Source organism: Acinetobacter sp. TR3, from assembly GCF_027105055.1.
Lineage (GTDB): Bacteria > Pseudomonadota > Gammaproteobacteria > Pseudomonadales > Moraxellaceae > Acinetobacter.
The window spans coordinates 2,363,651-2,382,994 of the sequence record NZ_CP114264.1; the positions used below are offsets into that span (position 1 = coordinate 2,363,651).

17 protein-coding genes and 1 pseudogene are annotated in these 19,344 nt (G+C 39.4%); 10 read left to right on the forward strand and 8 right to left on the reverse strand.

Annotation, left to right across the window (positions count from 1 at the left end; all coding sequences use genetic code 11):
• Positions 1 to 7 precede the first annotated feature (7 nt).
• Positions 8 to 388 (forward strand): annotated as a pseudogene (locus O1449_RS11160) (VOC family protein).
• A gap of 9 nt (positions 389 to 397) precedes the next feature.
• On the opposite strand, the gene O1449_RS11165 reads toward O1449_RS11160, so the two are convergent.
• From O1449_RS11165 to lolA, 5 genes are all read right to left on the reverse strand, one after another.
• Positions 398 to 868 (reverse strand): tRNA (cytidine(34)-2'-O)-methyltransferase, encoded by a 471-nt coding sequence (locus O1449_RS11165; protein WP_004664488.1) that lies wholly within the window; start codon positions 866 to 868, stop codon positions 398 to 400.
• A gap of 78 nt (positions 869 to 946) precedes the next feature.
• Positions 947 to 2,320, reverse strand: coding sequence for a siroheme synthase CysG (cysG, locus tag O1449_RS11170; protein WP_241307165.1), 1,374 nt, complete (start codon positions 2,318 to 2,320; stop codon positions 947 to 949).
• A 67-nt stretch (positions 2,321 to 2,387) separates the two neighbouring features.
• Entirely contained in the window at positions 2,388 to 3,659 is a 1,272-nt protein-coding gene (serS, locus tag O1449_RS11175) for a serine--tRNA ligase (protein WP_269228496.1), read from the reverse strand.
• 117 nt (positions 3,660 to 3,776) lie between these two features.
• Positions 3,777 to 4,541 (reverse strand): RsiV family protein, encoded by a 765-nt coding sequence (locus tag O1449_RS11180; RefSeq protein ID WP_269238346.1) that lies wholly within the window; start codon positions 4,539 to 4,541, stop codon positions 3,777 to 3,779.
• A gap of 118 nt (positions 4,542 to 4,659) precedes the next feature.
• Entirely contained in the window at positions 4,660 to 5,358 is a 699-nt protein-coding gene (gene lolA, locus O1449_RS11185) for an outer membrane lipoprotein chaperone LolA (RefSeq protein ID WP_004664497.1), read from the reverse strand.
• A 297-nt stretch (positions 5,359 to 5,655) separates the two neighbouring features.
• Here lolA and O1449_RS11190 point away from each other — a divergent pair, with 297 nt between their 5' ends.
• Positions 5,656 to 6,519: a pirin family protein gene (locus O1449_RS11190; protein ID WP_269238347.1), complete on the forward strand. Its 864-nt coding sequence runs from the start codon at positions 5,656 to 5,658 to the stop codon at positions 6,517 to 6,519.
• 73 nt (positions 6,520 to 6,592) lie between these two features.
• Here the strand turns inward: O1449_RS11190 and rpmA are convergent, their stop codons facing one another.
• Positions 6,593 to 6,847, reverse strand: a complete 255-nt coding sequence (rpmA, locus tag O1449_RS11195) for a 50S ribosomal protein L27 (protein WP_004640422.1) — start codon at positions 6,845 to 6,847, stop codon at positions 6,593 to 6,595.
• A gap of 17 nt (positions 6,848 to 6,864) precedes the next feature.
• The gene (gene rplU / locus O1449_RS11200; RefSeq protein WP_004664501.1) at positions 6,865 to 7,176 is read right to left on the reverse strand and encodes a 50S ribosomal protein L21; all 312 of its coding nucleotides are present in this window, start codon (positions 7,174 to 7,176) and stop codon (positions 6,865 to 6,867) included.
• 448 nt (positions 7,177 to 7,624) lie between these two features.
• On the opposite strand from rplU, the gene sdsA reads away from it, so the two are divergent.
• The 8 genes from sdsA (at position 7,625) to O1449_RS11240 (ending at position 18,273) form a co-directional block, all read left to right on the forward strand.
• Complete coding sequence (gene sdsA / locus O1449_RS11205) at positions 7,625 to 8,602, forward strand: All-trans-nonaprenyl-diphosphate synthase (RefSeq protein WP_269228499.1); 978 nt, start codon at positions 7,625 to 7,627, stop codon at positions 8,600 to 8,602.
• Positions 8,603 to 8,616: 14 nt separating this feature from the next.
• A complete protein-coding gene (locus O1449_RS11210; protein ID WP_269238348.1) occupies positions 8,617 to 10,668 on the forward strand; it encodes a site-specific recombinase in 2,052 nt (683 codons plus the stop codon).
• 152 nt (positions 10,669 to 10,820) lie between these two features.
• Entirely contained in the window at positions 10,821 to 11,471 is a 651-nt protein-coding gene (locus tag O1449_RS11215) for a phosphatase PAP2 family protein (protein WP_269238349.1), read from the forward strand.
• A complete protein-coding gene (locus O1449_RS11220) occupies positions 11,458 to 12,714 on the forward strand; it encodes an efflux RND transporter periplasmic adaptor subunit (RefSeq protein WP_269228502.1) in 1,257 nt (418 codons plus the stop codon). The genes O1449_RS11215 and O1449_RS11220 overlap by 14 nt, the downstream gene beginning before the upstream one ends.
• A gap of 12 nt (positions 12,715 to 12,726) precedes the next feature.
• On the forward strand, positions 12,727 to 15,900 hold the full coding sequence (adeJ, locus tag O1449_RS11225) for a multidrug efflux RND transporter permease subunit AdeJ (protein WP_269238350.1): 3,174 nt from the start codon (positions 12,727 to 12,729) through the stop codon (positions 15,898 to 15,900).
• A 5-nt stretch (positions 15,901 to 15,905) separates the two neighbouring features.
• A complete protein-coding gene (gene adeK / locus O1449_RS11230; RefSeq protein ID WP_269239707.1) occupies positions 15,906 to 17,366 on the forward strand; it encodes a multidrug efflux RND transporter AdeIJK outer membrane channel subunit AdeK in 1,461 nt (486 codons plus the stop codon).
• A 110-nt stretch (positions 17,367 to 17,476) separates the two neighbouring features.
• On the forward strand, positions 17,477 to 17,827 hold the full coding sequence (locus tag O1449_RS11235) for a YbjQ family protein (protein ID WP_269228504.1): 351 nt from the start codon (positions 17,477 to 17,479) through the stop codon (positions 17,825 to 17,827).
• Between the two features lie 8 nt (positions 17,828 to 17,835).
• A complete protein-coding gene (locus O1449_RS11240; protein ID WP_269238351.1) occupies positions 17,836 to 18,273 on the forward strand; it encodes a YbjQ family protein in 438 nt (145 codons plus the stop codon).
• On the opposite strand, the gene O1449_RS11245 is transcribed toward O1449_RS11240, so the two are convergent.
• Entirely contained in the window at positions 18,262 to 19,329 is a 1,068-nt protein-coding gene (locus O1449_RS11245) for a DUF4116 domain-containing protein (protein ID WP_269228506.1), read from the reverse strand. The genes O1449_RS11240 and O1449_RS11245 overlap by 12 nt on opposite strands.
• Between the last annotated feature and the right edge of the window lie 15 nt (positions 19,330 to 19,344).

Sequence of the window (19,344 nt, forward strand, 5' to 3'; positions counted from 1 at the left end):
GGTGTGTATGTATCCACAGCCTTTAATTGCAGTAGCTGATGTCGAAAAAACCAGTCAGTGGTATCAAACAATACTTGGTTTAGAAAGCGGACATGGTGGCAGAGAATATGAACAATTGTTGTTTGAGCAGCGTGTGGTGTTACAACTGCACCAATGGCAAGCTCATGACCAGTCATATATCGGTGACCCCAAACGGCTGATTGAAAATGGGGTTTTATTGCGATTTGAAAGCACTTAGATTGATGAGATTGTTCAAAAATTACAAACTCATCAAATCGAAATTTTAGAAGGACCAAAATACAACTCTAACGCACACCATCGAGAGATTTGGTTTAAAGATCTGAATGGTTATACCTTAGTTGTTGCAAGTCCGTATGGTGATCTCTAACCAAAGGAATTAAAGTTGTTTAAAACCCTGTTGTCTCCAAGCTTCATAGACGATTACCGCAGTCGCATTAGAAAGGTTTAAGCTTCTTGAGTTCTCAGCCATCGGCAAACGAATCCATTGTTCTTGCGGAAACATGAGACGGACTTGCTCAGGCAAACCCCTTGTTTCAGGTCCCATCAGCAAAGCGACAGGACGATTAAGATCAACGGTGTGCGGTGTCGCTGTACCTTTAGTAGTCAGTGGAAAAACATGCTCAACACCTTTGGTTTTTAAATCGGCAAGACAGAGTTCGATATTATCCCAAATTTGCATTCTTGCCCATTCGTGGTAATCCAAACCTGCTCGCTTCAATTTCTTATCGTCTAGTTCAAAACCTAAAGGTCTCACTAAATGCAATTGAGCACCTGTATTGGCACACAAACGAATAATATTACCTGTGTTTGCAGGTATTTCTGGTTCGTATAGGACAACATGAATCACAAATTTTCTCTACTATTTAAATTCTCCAAATCTATTTATTAAATAGATCTGGAATGATGACAACGCCATAATGGAATTTTATTGCCATTTTAACTGTTCACGCAGACTGACCACTTCACCAATAATGGTTAAAGTCGGTGCTACGATATGATGCTCAGATACTTTGGTCGCTATATCCGCTAAAGTTCCAACAACCACATTTTGATCTGGCGTGGTACCTTTGGAAATAAGCGCAACTGGCATATTTGGACGCTGACCATGAGCAATCAGTTGCTCACAAATGCGTTCTAAACCGACTAAGCCCATGTATAACACCAAAGTTTGGTTTTCATAGACTAGCTCTTTCCAAGGAAGTTCTGGTGATCCTTCTTTAAGGTGTCCTGTTAAAAAACGTACGCTTTGCGCGTAATCACGATGCGTGAGTGGAATACCTGCATAAGCAGAACACCCAGACGCAGCTGTAATACCTGGCACAACTTGAAATGTAACATCAGCTTCAACTAATTCTTGAATCTCTTCGCCACCACGCCCAAAAATAAATGGATCACCACCTTTTAAGCGGCAAACACGCTTACCCTTTTGCGCATATTCAACCAACAAAGCATTAATACCATCTTGTGGGACTGAATGATTAGAACGTGCTTTACCGACATAAATCTTTTCAGCATCACGACGACACAATTCTAAGATTGGTGCAGAGACCAAACGATCATAAATCACCACATCAGCTTGTTGCATCAAGCGTAATGCTTTTAAAGTCAGCAACTCTGGATCACCGGGACCCGCACCCACTAAATAGACTTCACCTTTCGGTGCAGTCCATTCTGTTAAGGCTTGTTCAATTAAATTATTTGCTACCTCAAGATTGTCATTAAAGACTTGTTCTTTTAGTGGGCTTGCGTATAAGTTTTCCCAAAAAATACGACGCTCATCTGGATTCGCAATTTTTTCTTTCACCTGTTTACGCCATTGACCAGAAAACTCAGCTAATTTACCCATACCATGTGGAATAGAACTTTCTAACTGTGTACGAATTTGACGTGATAAAACAGGTGAAGCTCCATTTGAAGCCACAGAAATAACGAGTGGTGACCGATCAATAATTGCAGGCACCATAAAACGACAATTTGGAATATCATCCACGCTATTGACGAGAAGATTACGTATCTCACATTGCTCAAAGACAGCTTTATTCACATCAGGCTGATCTGTCGCTGCAATCACTAAGCGATATGGCGTTGCTAAAATATTTACAGAAAAAGGCGCTTGGATATATTGCCCCAGTGACTTCTCAACTAATTGTTGCAAATCAGGCTCAATCTCTGGTGCAATCACATCAATAATCGCACCAGCTTTGACTAACAAGTTTGCTTTGCGGTAGGCAATATGCCCACCACCCACAATCAGACAACGTTGCTGCTGCAACTTTAAAGAGATTGGGAAAATTTCCACGATACGCCTCTATATTTTTTAGATCTGATTGAGTTAAAGCAAAAACTATGCACAAATTCGATGCATTTTAGTCGATGTAGCTAATACCGCCCATATATGGACGTAAAACTTCTGGAATTTCGATTGAACCATCAGCACGTTGATAGTTTTCCATCACTGCAAGCAAAGTACGACCTACAGCTAAACCTGAACCATTCAACGTATGCACTAATTCGATCTTCTTCTGATCTACGCGGTAGCGTGCTTTCATACGTCGTGCTTGGAAATCGCCCATGTTTGAGCAACTTGAGATTTCACGATAGGTATTTTGGCTTGGCACCCATACTTCTAAGTCATAAGTTTTGACTGCACCGAAGCCCATATCACCACCACAGAGCAAAATCTTACGATATGGCAAACCAAGTGCTTGCAAAATGCCCTCTGCATGTGCAGTTAGGTCTTCAAGTGCCTGCATTGAGTGCTCTGGTTTTGAAATTTGCACCATTTCGACCTTATCGAACTGATGTTGACGAATCAAACCACGCGTATCACGACCATAAGAGCCAGCTTCACTACGGAAACATGGAGTATGTGCTGCATATTTCAGTGGCAAACGATCTGCATCTAAAATTTCATCACGCACAAAGTTGGTGACTGGCACTTCAGCAGTTGGAATCAGGTAATATTCTTTTTCACCTTGGAGCTTGAATAAATCTTCTTCAAACTTTGGTAATTGACCTGTACCACGCAAGCTATCCGCATTGACCAAATAAGGTACATACGCTTCGGTATAACCATTTTTAAGCGTATGTGTATCTAACATAAACTGGGTCAACGCACGTTGTAGACGTGCCAAAGGACCTTTAAGTACGCTGAAACGTGAACCTGTTAATTTAGTTGCTGTTTCAAACTCAAGACCGCCCATCCACTCGCCAAGATCGGTATGATCTTTGATTTCAAAATCAAATTGACGTGGTGTGCCCCACTTTAAGATTTCTAAGTTATCACTTTCATCTTTACCTTCTGGAACAGATTCATCAGGTAAGTTTGGAATCGCCAGTGATTTTTGCTCTAGTTCAGTTTGCAACTCAGCAAGCGCAACTTCAGCAGCTTTGATTTCATCTCCAATGGCAGCCATACGTGCCATAATTTCAGATGCATCTCCGCCCGACTTTTTGATTTGACCAACTTGTTTTGCACCAGCGTTACGTTCAGCCTGTAAATTTTCAGCTTTGGATTGTAAATCTTTACGGCGAACTTCTAAATCAGCCCACTCTTGTGCATTAAGCTGAATACCACGTTTTGCTAAAGCAGCATTGACTGCTTCAATATTATTTCTGAGTAATTTTGGGTCGATCATAATCAATCATGAATAGAGAAAAAACTGGCTATAGTGTAAGGCTTTAACCTAAAAAAATACAGCGATTGGCAATAAACTATCAGCATCTATAAACAATGTTTAGATGCTGACTAACAACTAATTTGGCTCTTTAGGTAAGCTTGGTAAATATTCAGCCTTGATAAATTTTTTGGCTGAATAATATGGTAAAGTTAACTCACTCATCCCTTCTGCATATGAAGCTAACTCATATAGAGGATAAACAAATACAATACCATTTACTCCATAATAAAAATTATCACTGACTTGCAATTGATCTTTCTTAATTTGGTGACCATCTAACCAGTTTTGATTAGCTGCATATAACTCATCACGAAGTTTTTGATTCATTTCAGGTTTCAATAACTCTGCAACAGTAATATGTTTCTTATTCGACAAATTAAAATTTACAAATTCTTGATGTGACATACCATGCGCAGCACCAGCTGAATATGAATAAGTCTGAATTGCGAAAGTCGCTAAATTATAATTCTGCCCCACGAAACGCACATAGGTGCTGCTTTCACTAAGCGATGGTTGATCAGCAGGCACTTTTACTTTTTGATCAGCAAGATTAGAAAATGCATTTGGCTCTGCTTTTTTCATACGATTGAGAAAATAATCATCAATCCATTTTTGATTGGTTTCCACCGTTTGTAAGTCATATTGGGTACAACCATCCTCCAAACAGACTTTTTGTTTGGGTATTTTGACTGCAACGACTTTGGCTTGGATCAACGGAATGTATACTTTGTCCTTTTCATTAGTTGTATCTTTTTTAGGTTGGCAACCTGTTAATGCAATAACTGTCAGGATAGGAAGAAGCGGAATAATTTTTGATAATTGTGAAGAAGTCATCGTCATGCAAGTCTCTGATGTTTTTCTTCACTATACAAAGCCTTGTCCTGAGATGAAATTAAGAAATGTATCCAACTTTCACAGAAAAGCCGCAACATGTGCGGCTTTTTGAATAGGTAAAGAATTACTGATCAATAATATCCGTACCTTTCGGTGGCGTGAAATTAAATACTGATGCAGGAATAGTTGGATTAACTTTTACATTAGTAAAGCGAACATTCGTTGTTTGACCTAAAGAATCTTGCAAGACCATTAAGTTAGGTGCCTTATTTGCACCAAAACTAATCGTTAAACTTTGGAATGCTCCATCCTCTTGTTTTGGATACAAAGTATAATAAAGCTTACTACGATCAGGCTGCGTTACGCGATAAGATTGCATAATCTGATTGGTATTCCCAGACAGTAAAAGCGCTGGGGTATTCGCAATTTGATCATCCAAACTTTGACGTACTGCTTGTTGAAGATCAGGATCATAAATCCAGACTACTTTACCTGTAGTCACAATCGTTTGTTTAGCAGGACTTGTGGTTTCCCAATAAAACTTTCCAGGTCGTTCAACTTTCATTGAACCTTTAAAAGTCTGGTTCATATGTTGTGCAGTTAAACCTTTTTTCTGAACTGCTTTATTACTCGCAGCTACTTTGGTACTTTGTTCAAAATCTGCTGTGAATCTTTGTAAGCCAGAGAGTTGTTGAACCAAACTATTCGTCGCCTGCTGAGTCGATGCAGCCACGGGTGCAGCAAATACCTGACTACTCACAACAGGAGCAAGTGTAGCTACACTTAAAGTTGTTGCATAAGCGATTTTTTTTACGAAATTCATAAAATGAACCTTCTATCAGATTTTTACTGTTATGACGACATCTTACTGTTTTTGATCATTTAAAAAATGAAGAAAAGCATTGGTTTTGTTTAATTCGTGTCGCAAAGTTCTGCATTATGTATGAAGTTACAGCCTTTATGTAGAAATTGTAATAATAAAAGTGCTTAGCGATAAAGATTAAAGAAGCGTACATTTTTAATGATTGTGTCTAAAATAAGAAACTGTTTATCAACAGCATGCTAGACGAAAAATTAGATTTTGTTAGTCTACTATAAGCCCCATTTAGAAGTAAAACGAATGAAAAGCCTTGCCTTTATTCACCGTAATGATACCCGCTTTGCCATCGGTGACTTTTATCCTGCTCTTTCCGTATTTTCCTATCAAGAGTTAGGTAATACTACTTCACCTTTTTTACTCTTAGATCATCTTGGCCCTGGTATTTTAGAACCTAAAAGTAATAAAAAAGGTGTCCACGAACACCCTCATCGTGGTTTTGAAACCGTGACCTTCGTTTTTGCTGGGGAATTAGAGCATCAAGATTCAATTGGGCATAGGGGGATTATTAAACAAGGTGATGTGCAGTGGATGACAGCTGCCTCTGGAGTACAGCATATTGAACATTTCAGCCCAGAGTTCAGAGAGCAAGGCGGCTATTTTGAAATGGTGCAATTATGGGTCAATTTACCCGCTAAAGATAAAATGTCACGCCCTCGCTATCAAAGCTTATCGAATAATACGATTCCAAAAATATTATTAGAACACGATGCTGGTTATGTGCGTATTGTTGCAGGGCAATTTGAAAATATTCAAGGTATTGCTCAAACCTTTAGTCCAATGAATGTGTTTGATGTTCATTTAAATAAAGGACATCAAATTATTCTGCCAGCAGCTCATGGAGATACAACATTAGTTTATTTACGTCGCGGTAAGGCGCAATTTGCTGAAGATGAAGACCTTTTAGAGGAACAAGCCATCGCGATGATGTCTAGTTTTGAGACCGATGTTTCAATCACCGCTTTAGAAAATTGCGACATCTTATTTCTATCTGCTCCACCTTTACAGGAACCTGTTAATGGGCATGGTTTTTTCGTAATGAATAGTTATGAAGAAATTCTACAAGCCTATGAAGACTTAAAAATGGGTGTGTTTGGCAAGTACTGAACTAATGATCTATTTCAAAATGAAGAGCAATAAAAAACCCGCTAAAAGCGGGTTTTTTTTGAACCATTAAAGCTTAAGCTTCAACAGTTACATAGCGACGGCCAAATTGACCTTTCACTTCAAATTTTACTACGCCGTCAGCAGTAGCAAATAAAGTATGGTCACGACCCATACCAACATTTGCACCAGCGTGGAATTCTGTACCACGTTGACGAACGATGATGTTACCAGCAGTTACAGTTTGACCACCGTAAACTTTAACACCTAACATCTTAGGATTCGAATCACGACCGTTCTTCGTCGATCCACCGGCTTTTTTAGTTGCCATGTCTATTTACTCCTGAGTTAGCCTGCGATACCAGTAATTTTCAACTCGGTAAACCATTGACGGTGACCTTGTTGCTTACGGTAGTGTTTACGACGACGCATTTTGATGATGCGGATTTTGTCGTGACGACCATGGCCAACTACTTCTGCAGTTACTTTTGCGCCAGCTACTACTGGAGCACCGATTTGAATGCTGTCACCGTTAACAACCATCAATACGTCATCAAACGTAATAGTTGAACCAGTTTCTGCTTTCAACAATTCTACTTTAAGGGTTTCACCCTCAACAACACGGTGCTGTTTACCACCGCTTTGGATTACTGCGTACATAATGTACTCCAACATGCCCGTGTCGTCGTGTCGATAAAGGGATATACCGAGCTTAAAACGAACGCCACTGGGGTTATACAAGGGGACAAATTTTAAGTGAAAACTGATCAAACAACAAGTCATTTTGCACAAATGCAAAGATATTGATAAGTTGCTTGGATTTTTTAATGAAATCAATTAGATTGATGTCGGCTTGTTTTGATTGATTCTGATCAAAATTTGAAATACATTTTTTAAAACAAATTGCGACAATAACAAACTGTGTTTTTACAAAGTCATAAGTAGAGTGATAACGGTTGGTAGAGAATTTCTTTTTTTGCCTAAATTAAAACCAAAAAACTCACCGTCTTGTTGTAAATCACAGATTACATGACTTGTATAACTGTTTAGCAATAAATTAATTGATACACTTGGCAACATTATCCACCTATACGAGGTTTTCCTTCATATGGTTATCGATTTCAAGCAAGACATTCTCTCCCCTGTTGCGACAGATTTTGCTGCGATGGATCACCTTATCAATGAAGGTATAAGTTCTAAAGTTGGTCTTGTTATGTCTGTCAGTAAACATGTCGTTGAAGCTGGCGGTAAACGCATGCGCCCAATCATGTGCTTACTTGCCGCTCGTGCTTGTAATATCGCAAATATGGAACAAGCTCAACACTTAGCTGCCATTATCGAAATGCTGCATACAGCGACCTTGGTGCATGATGATGTCGTTGATGAATCCAACTTACGCCGTGGTCGCCCAACCGCAAATGCCACTTGGAATAACCAAACTGCGGTTTTAGTCGGTGACTTTTTAATTGCACGTGCTTTTGATTTATTGGTCGACCTCGGCAACATGACTTTATTGAAAGATTTCTCAGCTGGAACATGTGAAATTGCTGAAGGTGAAGTCCTTCAACTACAATCACAACATCAACCTGATACCACTGAAGAAACCTATCTCAGAATTATTCACGGTAAAACTTCGCGTTTATTTGAGCTTGCAACAGAAGGTGCAGCAATTTTAGCTGGCACTGAAGAATATCGAGAGCCTTTGCGTCGTTTTGCTGGTCATTTTGGTAATGCCTTCCAAATTATTGATGATATTTTGGACTACACCTCTGATGCCGACACATTAGGTAAAAATATTGGTGATGATTTAATGGAAGGTAAACCGACTTTACCGTTAATTTCAGCATTAGCTCATTCAACTGGAGATGATCATGCGATTATTCGTCGCAGTATCGCGACAGGTGGTATCGAGCATTTGGACAAAGTCATTGAAATTGTTCACAACTCAGGCGGCTTAGACTACTGTCAAAAACGTGCCCAACAAGAAACGGATGCAGCTTTAGAAGCGCTTAAAGCGCTACCAGATAATGAATATCGCCAAGCACTGATTAATTTGACCTTAATGGCCTTACATCGACTTCAATAATTTTATGAGTGCCTATGCATTTAACTTTATCTGATTTATTTTTAAAAATGCAGGAACAGCTTGATCAAAACCAAGCTGTTTTAGATGAAAATATTATCATCGAATTAATTAACTGCTTACGACCAAAGAATCCAAAGGATGCGGACGAAGTTAAACAACAGATTCAGGGCTTCATCAAAATATTATTATTGACGCCGACGTCTGCACTCCTATTACAAAATTTCTTACTCAAACTGATTAGCCAATACAAACAGATTAGCTTGTATGCTGATAGTGGTATTCTTTCATTAGATGGCTTTTGGAATCAGCTGAGTCAACGCCTTGGCGCGCACTTTCTTCCATTGGTTGAAGATGGTCAGCAGTTAAAGACTCTTATTAGGAAAGTATTTCACCAAGAAACAGATAGTCAATGGCTTGATCTGATTGAGAATCAAGACTGGATCACTTTATTTAATCTGTTAGCCGAAAACCAAAGTAATACGATTGAAAAACAAATTTCTAAAAATGAGTTAATCAAAGCGATTACCGTTTTGTCTTATCGAATCAGCGGTATAGGTTTATATCCTGAATTTATTAATGCTCAGCCAGATATTATTGAATATGAATCTCCATTCTTAGTTCAAAATCGAGAAATTGTTGAGTTCATCGAAAAATATAAAAAACAAATTGATGATCAAGATGCTGTTGTTGTAATGCCACCACCTGATGCATCTCAGGCATTCGTGATGCTAGATCAATGTCGTGAAGTCGTGCTCAAAATTCGCCGTGCAACTAAACGTATTGGTGTGAGTGTTAGCTTAACCTATTTATTGTCTCTACTTGAGCAAGCAATTGATCGTATTGAACTTTTATTGAGCTTATTGGCAAGTAAAAATGAGGTACGCTATCTTGCACTGGGTGAATTACTCACTGACTTAACCAAAGCACATTATGATGAAAAAAGTGTTCGTCATTTACTCAGTTCAACCAGTGAACTGATTGCATTACAGGTCACTGAAAATGCGAGTAAAACAGGTGAACATTATGTAAGCACTGATAAAGCTGGCTTTTTGGGTATGTATAAAGCAGCAGCTGGTGCTGGTGCAATTATCGCAACGATGGCCACTTTAAAGATTTTGACTGCTCGTTTAGTGCTCGCACCTTTTACACATGCATTTTTATATAGTATGAATTATGCATTAGGCTTCATGCTTATCCATGTCTTACACTTTACCGTTGCGACTAAGCAACCCGCGATGACAGCGGCAGCACTTGCTGCAACAGTACAACATCAGAAAGGCAGTAAAACAGCTCAAATTGCTGAATTGGCTGCTCTGATTATCAACATTATTCGAACTCAATTTATTGCTATCCTCGGTAACATTTCGATTGCTATACCAGTAGCAGCTTTAATTACTTTTTTATGGCAATACAATCTACATGAACCTTTGCTTTCATCAACAAAAGCAACCAAAACCTTACATGATCTAAATCCGTTTACTTCGTTAGCTGTACCCCATGCTGCAATTGCTGGAATATGCTTATTTTTCTCAGGACTACTTGCAGGCTACTTCGATAATTTGGCGATCTACCGAAAGGTTGGTCCTCGCTTAAAACAACACCAGCGTTTGAAACGCTGGATGGGACAACAGCGTTTAGATAAATTTGCCAATTATATTGAAACCAATCTTGGGGCTTTGGCTGGTAATTTTCTTTTTGGCATCATGCTTGGCAGTATGGGGACGATTGGTTTTATTCTTGGTTTACCTTTAGATATTCGACATATTGCCTTTGCCTCTGCCAATTTTATTCAAGGTCTTATGACCATCGGCAGCCCTGATATTGGTTTAATCATCGTGTCTTTTTTAGGGGTTATGCTAATCGGCCTAACTAACTTATTTGTCAGCTTTACCTTGACAATTATTGTTGCACTTCGTGCCCGCCGCGTCCGCTTCGCTCAATGGAAACCACTTGCAAAATTAGTGATGACTCATTTCTTAACTCGGCCAAGTGACTTTTTTTGGCCCCCTAGTCAACCTGTACACTTAGAAGAACAAAATAAAACTGAGCAAAAAATGAGACATTAATCGAATTTTGTTATGTTTTTTTAATGAAGCTTATAAAAATATGAAAATGAAATTATCATAAAATTTCAAGACTTGACCAAAAGTGTACTCACGAGTACACTTTAAAACATTCGATAACCCTGAACAATGGTTAAGCAAAAAATGAGGTTCGCATGCCGTACCTACTGCTTTGTATTGGTTGCTTTTTTTTAGGATTGGGTGTGATTGGGTTCATTTTTCCAAACACATCAAATCTAGACCTTTTTAGTGTTCAAGCTTTTTTTGAACACCGTTCATTGATGCTTAACAACGTGACAATTCTACTTTCTCTGTTAGGTGGGATGCCATTTTTATTATTTTTAACCACTTTTTTGTGTCTTTATCAAACTTGGATTAAAAACTATAAGAATGTGATTTTTATCACTTTGAGTGTGGGTGGAAGTATTGTGATTGGTTGGCTTCTGAAATGGAGTATTGATCGACCAAGACCCTTGGAGTTTTATCACTTAGTTCAAAGCTATGGCGCATCATTCCCAAGTGCCCATAGCCTTTATGCAGCAACCCTTGCGAGTTTAATGATGTTATTGCTTCAGCAACATAAATATCGCACGAGTGTCATTTTAGTATCTACGTTATGGTTTATTTTCATGGGGATATCTAGAGTTTACGCGGGGGTTCACTTTCCGACTGACGTACTTACGGGTTGGGGAATTGGATTGATTTGGACTTCATTGCTTTGGTTTTGGCTGTATCAAAGCAATTTCAGCAATAATTTGTTTTTAGATAAGAAATCTAAATTGAGGTGGAATAATGATGTCGGCTAAGCTTTGGGCACCTGCCCTGACTGCTTGCGCATTAGCAACAAGCATTGCGCTTGTTGGTTGTAGCAAAGATCCTAAAAATGCACAGCAAACTGCTGCTGCACAAAAAATGCCACCTCCAGAAGTCGGTGTCATCGTTGCACAACCACAAAGCGTTGAACAAAACGTTGAACTTTCGGGTCGAACATCTGCATATCAAATTTCAGAAGTTCGTCCACAAACAGGCGGTGTCATTTTAAAGCGTTTATTTGCTGAAGGCAGTTATGTACAAGCAGGTCAAGCACTCTATGAAATTGATGCGAATACAAATCGTGCAACTGCTGATAGTGCTCGAGCAACTTTATTGCGTCAGCAAGCAAATCTAAATGCGCTACGTGTGAAAGAAGGTCGTTATCGTCAATTGGTTGGAACTAATGCTGTTTCTAAACAAGAATATGATGATATCAATGCTCAAGTTCAACTCGCTGAAGCAGATGTCGCAGCATCACAAGCAGCGCTTAAAAATGCTGAAATTAATTTAGGTTACTCAACTGTTCGAGCACCTATTTCAGGACAATCGAGTCGTTCATCAGTTACCTCTGGTGCTTTAGTTACAGCAAATCAAGCAGATCCATTAGTGACAATTCAACAACTTGACCCAATCTATGTTGATATCAATCAATCAAGTGCTGAACTATTGCGTCTGCGCCAGCAACTTAGCAAAGGTAGTTTAGACAATAGCAACAATACTCGGGTCAAAATTACACTTGAAGATGGTTCAGATTATCCATTAGAAGGACAACTTGCATTCTCTGGCGCTAGTGTTAACCCAGAAACTGGTACAGTGACTTTACGTGCGGTATTCCCAAACCCAAATCATCTGTTATTACCAGGTATGTATGCAACTGCAAAAATTTCTCAAGCAGTTCTACCGAATGCTTACTTGATTCCTCAAGCGGCTGTAACACGTTTACCAACAGGTCAAGCAATCGCACTGATCGTAAATGCGAAAGGTGCAATTGAAACTCGCCCTATCACAACAGTCGGCGTAAAAGGTCAAGATTGGATTGTGACTGAAGGCCTAAAAGTTGGTGATAAAGTTGTAGTCGATGGCGTTGCTAAGGTCAAAGAAGGGCAGGAAGTTTCTGCTAAGCCTTATCAACCACAAGCAAAAGCACAACAAGATCAGAATGCTGCTCCTCAGGCAAGCGAACAAAAGCAAGTCAATTCACCAAAAGCTGAACAAAAAGCTACTTCACAAGCTTAAGGGGTAGATTGCATGGCTCAATTTTTTATCCATCGCCCGATTTTTGCATGGGTGATTGCGCTGGTCATTATGTTGGCGGGTATCCTTACGCTGACAAAAATGCCCGTTGCGCAATATCCAACAATTGCTCCCCCCACGGTAACGATTTCCGCAACTTATCCTGGGGCATCTGCTGAAACAGTTGAAAATACAGTTACCCAAATCATCGAACAACAAATGAATGGTTTGGATGGCTTACGTTATATTTCTTCAAACAGTGCAGGTAATGGTCAAGCATCTATCAATTTAAACTTTGAACAAGGTATTGATCCAGATATTGCTCAAGTTCAAGTTCAAAACAAACTTCAATCAGCTACAGCACTATTACCTGAAGATGTACAACGTCAAGGGGTACGAGTGACTAAGTCTGGTGCAAGTTTTATGCAAGTTGTTGCATTTTACTCGCCAGATGGCAGCTTAACTGGATCAGATATTAAAGACTATGTAAACTCAAACATCTCTGAACCACTTAGTCGTGTTGCAGGTGTCGGTGAAGTCACTGTATTTGGTGGTTCTTATGCAATGCGTATCTGGTTAGATCCAGCGAAACTGACTAGCTTTAATCTCACACCTTCAGATGTTGCTGCGGCTATACGTTCACAAAACGCTCAAGTTGCAGTAGGTCAATTAGGTGGTGCTCCAGCAGTTCAGGGTCAAATTTTAAATGCGACTGTCAATGCACAAAGTATGTTGCAAACACCTGAACAGTTTAAAAACATTTTCCTGAAAAATACGGCTGCTGGCGCACAAGTTCGCTTGAGTGATGTGGCACGTGTTGAATTAGGCTCGGATAATTATCAATTCGATTCTAAGTTTAATGGTAATCCTGCAGGTGGTGTTGCAATCAAACTTGCAACAGGAGCAAATGCACTTGATACAGCAAAAGCTGTTGAGAAACGTTTATCAGAGCTTCGTAATAACTATCCAACAGGTTTAAAAGACAAACTTGCGTATGACACAACACCCTTTGTTAAACTTTCGATTGAAAGTGTAGTTCATACGCTGATTGAAGCAGTTATTCTTGTATTTATTGTGATGTTCCTGTTCTTACAGAACTGGCGCGCAACCATTATTCCAACGCTTGCTGTACCCGTGGTGGTATTGGGAACATTTGCCGTAATTAATATCTTTGGCTTTTCGATCAATACGCTCACCATGTTCGCAATGGTACTTGCCATCGGTCTATTAGTTGATGATGCGATTGTCGTCGTCGAGAACGTCGAACGCGTCATGCAAGAAGAGCATTTAGAACCTGTACCTGCAACTGAAAAGTCAATGAGTCAGATTTCTGGTGCTTTGATTGGTATTACCAGTGTATTAACAGCGGTATTCGTACCAATGGCATTTTTTGGTGGTACAACTGGGGTTATTTATCGCCAGTTCTCAATCACTTTAGTCACTGCAATGATTTTATCTTTAATCGTTGCATTAACCTTTACCCCTGCCCTTTGTGCAACGTTGTTAAAACAACACGATCCAAACAAGCCAGAAAGCAACAATATTTTTGCACGCTTCTTCCGTTGGTTTAACCGTAGCTTCGATAAACTATCAGTGAAATATCAAGGTGGTGTCAATCGTATGACACACCATAAGATTTTCTCTGGGATCATTTATATCGTAGTGATTGCTGGTTTGGTTGGTCTATACAAAGTGTTGCCATCTTCTTTCTTACCAGAAGAAGACCAAGGCGTAGTTATGACTTTAGTTCAGTTGCCGCCAAGCGCTAGCTTAGAACGTACTGATAAAGTTATTACCACAATGACCGATTACTTCCTGCATAAGGAAAAAGATCATGTTGATTCGATCTTTACCGTTTCTGGTTTCTCGTTCACTGGGGTCGGTCAAAATGCGGGTCTCGCCTTCATTAAATTGAAGGACTGGAGCGAACGTACCACACCTAAATCACAAATTGGTGCGATTATTCAGCGTGGTATGGCACTCAATATGATTGTAAAAGATGCTTCTTACATCATGCCATTACAATTGCCTGCTATGCCAGAATTAGGCGTATCATCAGGATTTAATATCCAGTTGAAAGATGTCAGTGGTCAAGGCCATGAAAAACTGATTGCGGCAAGAAATGCAATTTTAGGTATGGCATCACAAGACAAACGTCTTGCAGGTGTTCGTCCGAACGGTCAAGAAGATACACCTCAATACAAAATCACTGTTGATCAAGCGCAAGCTGGCGCAATGGGTGTCAGTATTAGTGATATTAACAGCACCATGAGCATGGCTTGGGGTGGCTCTTATATCAATGATTTCGTTGACCGTGGTCGTGTCAAAAAAGTTTATGTCCAAGGTGAAGCAGATACTCGCATGATGCCCGAAGACCTAAACAAATGGTATGTACGCAATAACAAAGGTCAAATGGTTCCATTCTCAGCATTTGCTAAAGGCGAATGGACGTATGGTTCACCACGTTTAGAACGTTATAACGGCGTATCATCTGTCAACATTCAAGGTACACCTGCACAAGGTGTCAGCTCTGGTGATGCAATGTTGGCAATGGAAGAAATCATTGGAAAGTTACCATCAATGGGCTTACAAGGTTTCGACTATGAATGGACAGGTTTATCTTTAGAAGAACGTGATTCTGGTAATCAGACACTTCCTTTACTGATTCTTTCGTTATTGATCGTCTTCCTATGTCTTTCTGCATTATATGAAAGTTGGGCGATTCCAATTTCTGTATTGTTAGTTGTACCTTTAGGTATTATCGGTGCCTTTACATTGACATGGTTGGGTATGGTGATTAAGGGCGATCCAAACCTGTCCTTTAATATTTACTTCCAAGTCGCGATCGTAGCAGTCATAGGTCTTTCTGCCAAAAATGCAATTTTAATTGTAGAATTTGCTAAAGAATTGCAGGAGCAAGGTGAAGATCTATTTGATGCAACCTTACATGCTGCAAAAATGCGTTTACGTCCAATTATCATGACTACACTTGCTTTTGGTTTTGGTGTTTTACCATTAGCGTTAGCAAGCGGTGCTGGTGCTGGTAGTCAGCACTCAGTCGGTTATGGTGTACTTGGTGGTGTAATTTCTTCAACACTTTTAGGTATCTTCTTCATCCCTGTGTTCTTCGTGTGGATTCGTAGTATCTTTAAGTACAAACCTAAAACTTTAAATACTCAGGAGCATTGATCGTGATGCAAACTGTTTGGTCTATTTCCAGTCGTGGCATTGCAATCTCTGCACTCGCGCTCTCTTTGGCTGCCTGCCAAAGTATGCGCGGGCCAGAGCCTGTTGTGAACACAAATACTCCTGAAAGCTACGCGTCTTATGGTAATGCTTCTGGAAAATCAATTGCTGAACAAGGTTATAAAGACTTTTTTGCTGACCAACGTTTATTACAGGTCATTGATTTGGCTCTTGCTAATAACCGCGATTTACGTACTGCTGCATTGAATATCCAAAAAGCTCAACAGCAATATCAAATCTCAGAAAATAATCAATTGCCAACAATCGGAGCAAGCGGTAGTGCTGTGCGCCAAGTCAGCCCTTCTCGTGATCCGAATAATCCTTATTCAACTTATCAAGTTGGTTTAGGTCTCACCTCTTATGAGCTTGATTTCTGGGGACGCGTACGCAGCTTAAAAGATGCGGCTTTAGACAGTTATCTTGCAACTCAAAGTTCACGTGATGCAACGCAAATCAGTTTAATCAGCCAAGTCACTCAAGCTTGGTTGAATTATTCATTTGCCAGCGCACAACTCAAACTCGCAGATCAAACCCTCAAAGCGCAACAAGATTCATTTAATTTGAATAAAAAACGTTTTGATGTGGGCATCGATAGTGAAATTCCTGTGCGTCAGGCACAAATTTCAGTTGAAACTGCGCGTAATGACGTTGCTAACTACAAAACACAAATTGCTCAAGCGCAGAACTTGTTAAACTTGCTTGTTGGTCAGCCTGTTCCTCAGAACTTGCTGCCTCAACAACAAGTGACTCGTATCACTCAGCAAAATGCGTTAAGTGCAGGCTTACCAAGTGATTTGTTAAATAATCGTCCTGACGTGAAAGCTGCCGAATATCAACTCAGTGCTGCTGGTGCGAATATTGGTGCAGCAAAAGCACAATTATTCCCAACCATTAGTTTGACTGGTTCGGCAGGTTATGCATCAACTGACTTGAGTGATTTATTCAAATCAGGAAATGCGTTATGGTCTATTGGACCAAGTATTAACATGCCAATCTTTGATTGGGGTACACGCAAAGCGAATGTGAAGATTTCTGAAACGGATCAAAAAATTGCACTTGCTAACTATGAAAAGTCAGTACAGTCTGCTTTCCGTGAAGTGAATGATGCACTTGCAACGCGTGCCAATATTGGTGATCGTTTAACAGCTCAACGTCGTTTAGTTGAAGCAACAAATACGACTTATAAACTTTCTAATGCTCGCTTCCGTGCAGGTATTGATAGTTACCTAACCGTATTAGATGCGCAACGTTCAGCATATTCGGCTGAGCAAGGTTTATTGTTGTTACAACAAGCGAACTTAAATAGCCAAGTGGAACTCTATAAAACGCTTGGTGGTGGTTTAAAAGCCAATACAAGTGAAACTGTAAATCCACAACCTTCTAGCGCACAAATTCACGCCGCTCAATAATTTTGATTATTTTCGGTTTAAAAGCTCACTTCGGTGAGCTTTTTTTATTGCAACACATGCAAATTTTTCTTATCTTCAAAGATAGCATATCAATGATTTAGACAAATACTATGTTATTAAGCAGTTTAGAATCTATGCCTGGGCATACTATTTTACGTCAGTTAGATGTTGTTTATGGCAGCACCGTTCGTAGTAAACACGTTGGTCGTGACCTAATGGCTGGTTTGAAAAACATCGTGGGTGGTGAGCTGACAGGTTATACAGAATTACTTGAAGAATCTCGTCAAGAAGCAACTCAACGTATGATTGATAAAGCACGAGGTTTAGGTGCCAATGCTGTTGTCGGAATCCGTTTCTCGACCTCAAATATCGCTCAAGGTGCATCTGAACTCTTTGTCTATGGAACAGCGGTCGTCGTCCAGCCGATTACACCAAAACTTCCTGATCCATTTAACGCTTAGGCATGTCTATGAGTGGATTAATTTTTCAGGTTATTCTTTTCTTGATTCTATTTTCAGTCGGTTGGGGATTTGGTCGTCATATCGAACAAAAACATTTACGTGAATTAGATGAAAAAGAAAAACAATTTGCCCATATTCGGATTGATACCAATCGATTTGTTGAAATATCAGCAAAGGGGCAATTGGTGAGTAGCAATGTCGTCATCTCACATGATTACTTTAAATATGTACTTGCCAATATTCAGAATTTTTTCGGTGGTCGCCTGACCAGTTATGAAAGTGTAGTTGAACGCGCACGTCGTGAAGCCATGCTTCGCCTCAAGCAAGAAGCAGATCGAATAGGCGCAAACCATATTATGGGAGTTCGTCTCAGTACCACAGAATTAGGTATGCAGGGTGGTATGGTTGAAGTATTTGCTTATGGTACCGCGATTTTAAATAAATAAACTGGCTTCAGGATTCTGTGCTAATGCTTGCTTAATGATATCTGCTGTTTTGTATCGGACAAACTCTAGAGCCATACCATTTTGTTGCACTGCTTTTAAACAAATTTCTTGAGTTTGTTGTTTCACACAAGAGAGTAACAAACCATTTAGAGAAACTGCTTCCAAACAAATTAAGTCTGTTTGCTCACGAACATATTCAAAACCATTACCATAATGATTTTGTATACAAAACAAACAAATTTCTTCAGTTTGCTCATGGACATATTGCAAGTAAAATTCATCTTGAGCAACTGCTATTCGACATAGATCGGGCGTTTGCTGTTTAACAAAATATAAAGCTAGACCAAAACATTCAACAGCTGCATAACAAATTTCTTCAGTCTGTTCAGGCACAAACTCAAGTGCACTACCTGTTTTTTTTACGGCAATTAAACAAAGCTGCTCAGTACGATTAGGGATAAACTGTAATAAATGACCATCATATTTAACAGCTGTGAATGCCATTTCATCATCAATAAATTGGGCAAAACATATAGCTTCTGGATTTTGGAAAATCGCAGCTCGACAAATCTCCAAACTTTGTATTTTGACAAACTCTAATGCCAACCCATCATTAGCAACGGCTTCAAGTACAAGCGCTTTGGTCTGTTGATCTATATATTCTAAAACCAAACCATTTTGTTGGACTGCAAGCAATAACATTTCAGTGCTAATATTTTTTACATATTTAATCGCATAGCCTGTTTGTGCAAGTGCAACTTTACAAATATCACTTGTTTGATATGGAACAAATTGTAAAGCCATACCATTTTGCTGAACTGCAACTAAACTAAGTGCTTCTGTCCTTTGCTCTACTGGGATTAAACCCAAGGCATAACCATCTGCTTTTACAGCAGCATATAAAACGTCATTAGTTGGATCAGATAGAAATTGTAAAGCTAAGTAATTCTGTTGAACTGCTATAATTTGCATCTCTAAGTCTGGCTGCACCACAAATTGTATTGCTCTACCGTCGAATTGTAACTGGTTAATAATTTCATTACGTTTTTGAGACATTAATAAACCTTTTAA

What these genes read in the sequence shown, in the direction of transcription:
- serS (WP_269228496.1), bottom strand. Translation starts at nt 3,659, where the DNA reads ATGATCGACCCAAAATTACTCAGAAATAATATTGAAGCAGTCAATGCT.
- O1449_RS11235 (WP_269228504.1), top strand. Translation starts at nt 17,477, where the DNA reads ATGTTATTAAGCAGTTTAGAATCTATGCCTGGGCATACTATTTTACGT.
- adeJ (WP_269238350.1), top strand. Translation starts at nt 12,727, where the DNA reads ATGGCTCAATTTTTTATCCATCGCCCGATTTTTGCATGGGTGATTGCG.
- O1449_RS11180 (WP_269238346.1), bottom strand. Translation starts at nt 4,541, where the DNA reads ATGACGATGACTTCTTCACAATTATCAAAAATTATTCCGCTTCTTCCT.
- O1449_RS11190 (WP_269238347.1), top strand. Translation starts at nt 5,656, where the DNA reads ATGAAAAGCCTTGCCTTTATTCACCGTAATGATACCCGCTTTGCCATC.
- O1449_RS11210 (WP_269238348.1), top strand. Translation starts at nt 8,617, where the DNA reads ATGCATTTAACTTTATCTGATTTATTTTTAAAAATGCAGGAACAGCTT.
- O1449_RS11245 (WP_269228506.1), bottom strand. Translation starts at nt 19,329, where the DNA reads ATGTCTCAAAAACGTAATGAAATTATTAACCAGTTACAATTCGACGGT.
- adeK (WP_269239707.1), top strand. Translation starts at nt 15,906, where the DNA reads ATGCAAACTGTTTGGTCTATTTCCAGTCGTGGCATTGCAATCTCTGCA.
- sdsA (WP_269228499.1), top strand. Translation starts at nt 7,625, where the DNA reads ATGGTTATCGATTTCAAGCAAGACATTCTCTCCCCTGTTGCGACAGAT.
- O1449_RS11240 (WP_269238351.1), top strand. Translation starts at nt 17,836, where the DNA reads ATGAGTGGATTAATTTTTCAGGTTATTCTTTTCTTGATTCTATTTTCA.
- O1449_RS11220 (WP_269228502.1), top strand. Translation starts at nt 11,458, where the DNA reads ATGATGTCGGCTAAGCTTTGGGCACCTGCCCTGACTGCTTGCGCATTA.
- O1449_RS11215 (WP_269238349.1), top strand. Translation starts at nt 10,821, where the DNA reads ATGCCGTACCTACTGCTTTGTATTGGTTGCTTTTTTTTAGGATTGGGT.
- rplU (WP_004664501.1), bottom strand. Translation starts at nt 7,176, where the DNA reads ATGTACGCAGTAATCCAAAGCGGTGGTAAACAGCACCGTGTTGTTGAG.
- rpmA (WP_004640422.1), bottom strand. Translation starts at nt 6,847, where the DNA reads ATGGCAACTAAAAAAGCCGGTGGATCGACGAAGAACGGTCGTGATTCG.
- lolA (WP_004664497.1), bottom strand. Translation starts at nt 5,358, where the DNA reads ATGAATTTCGTAAAAAAAATCGCTTATGCAACAACTTTAAGTGTAGCT.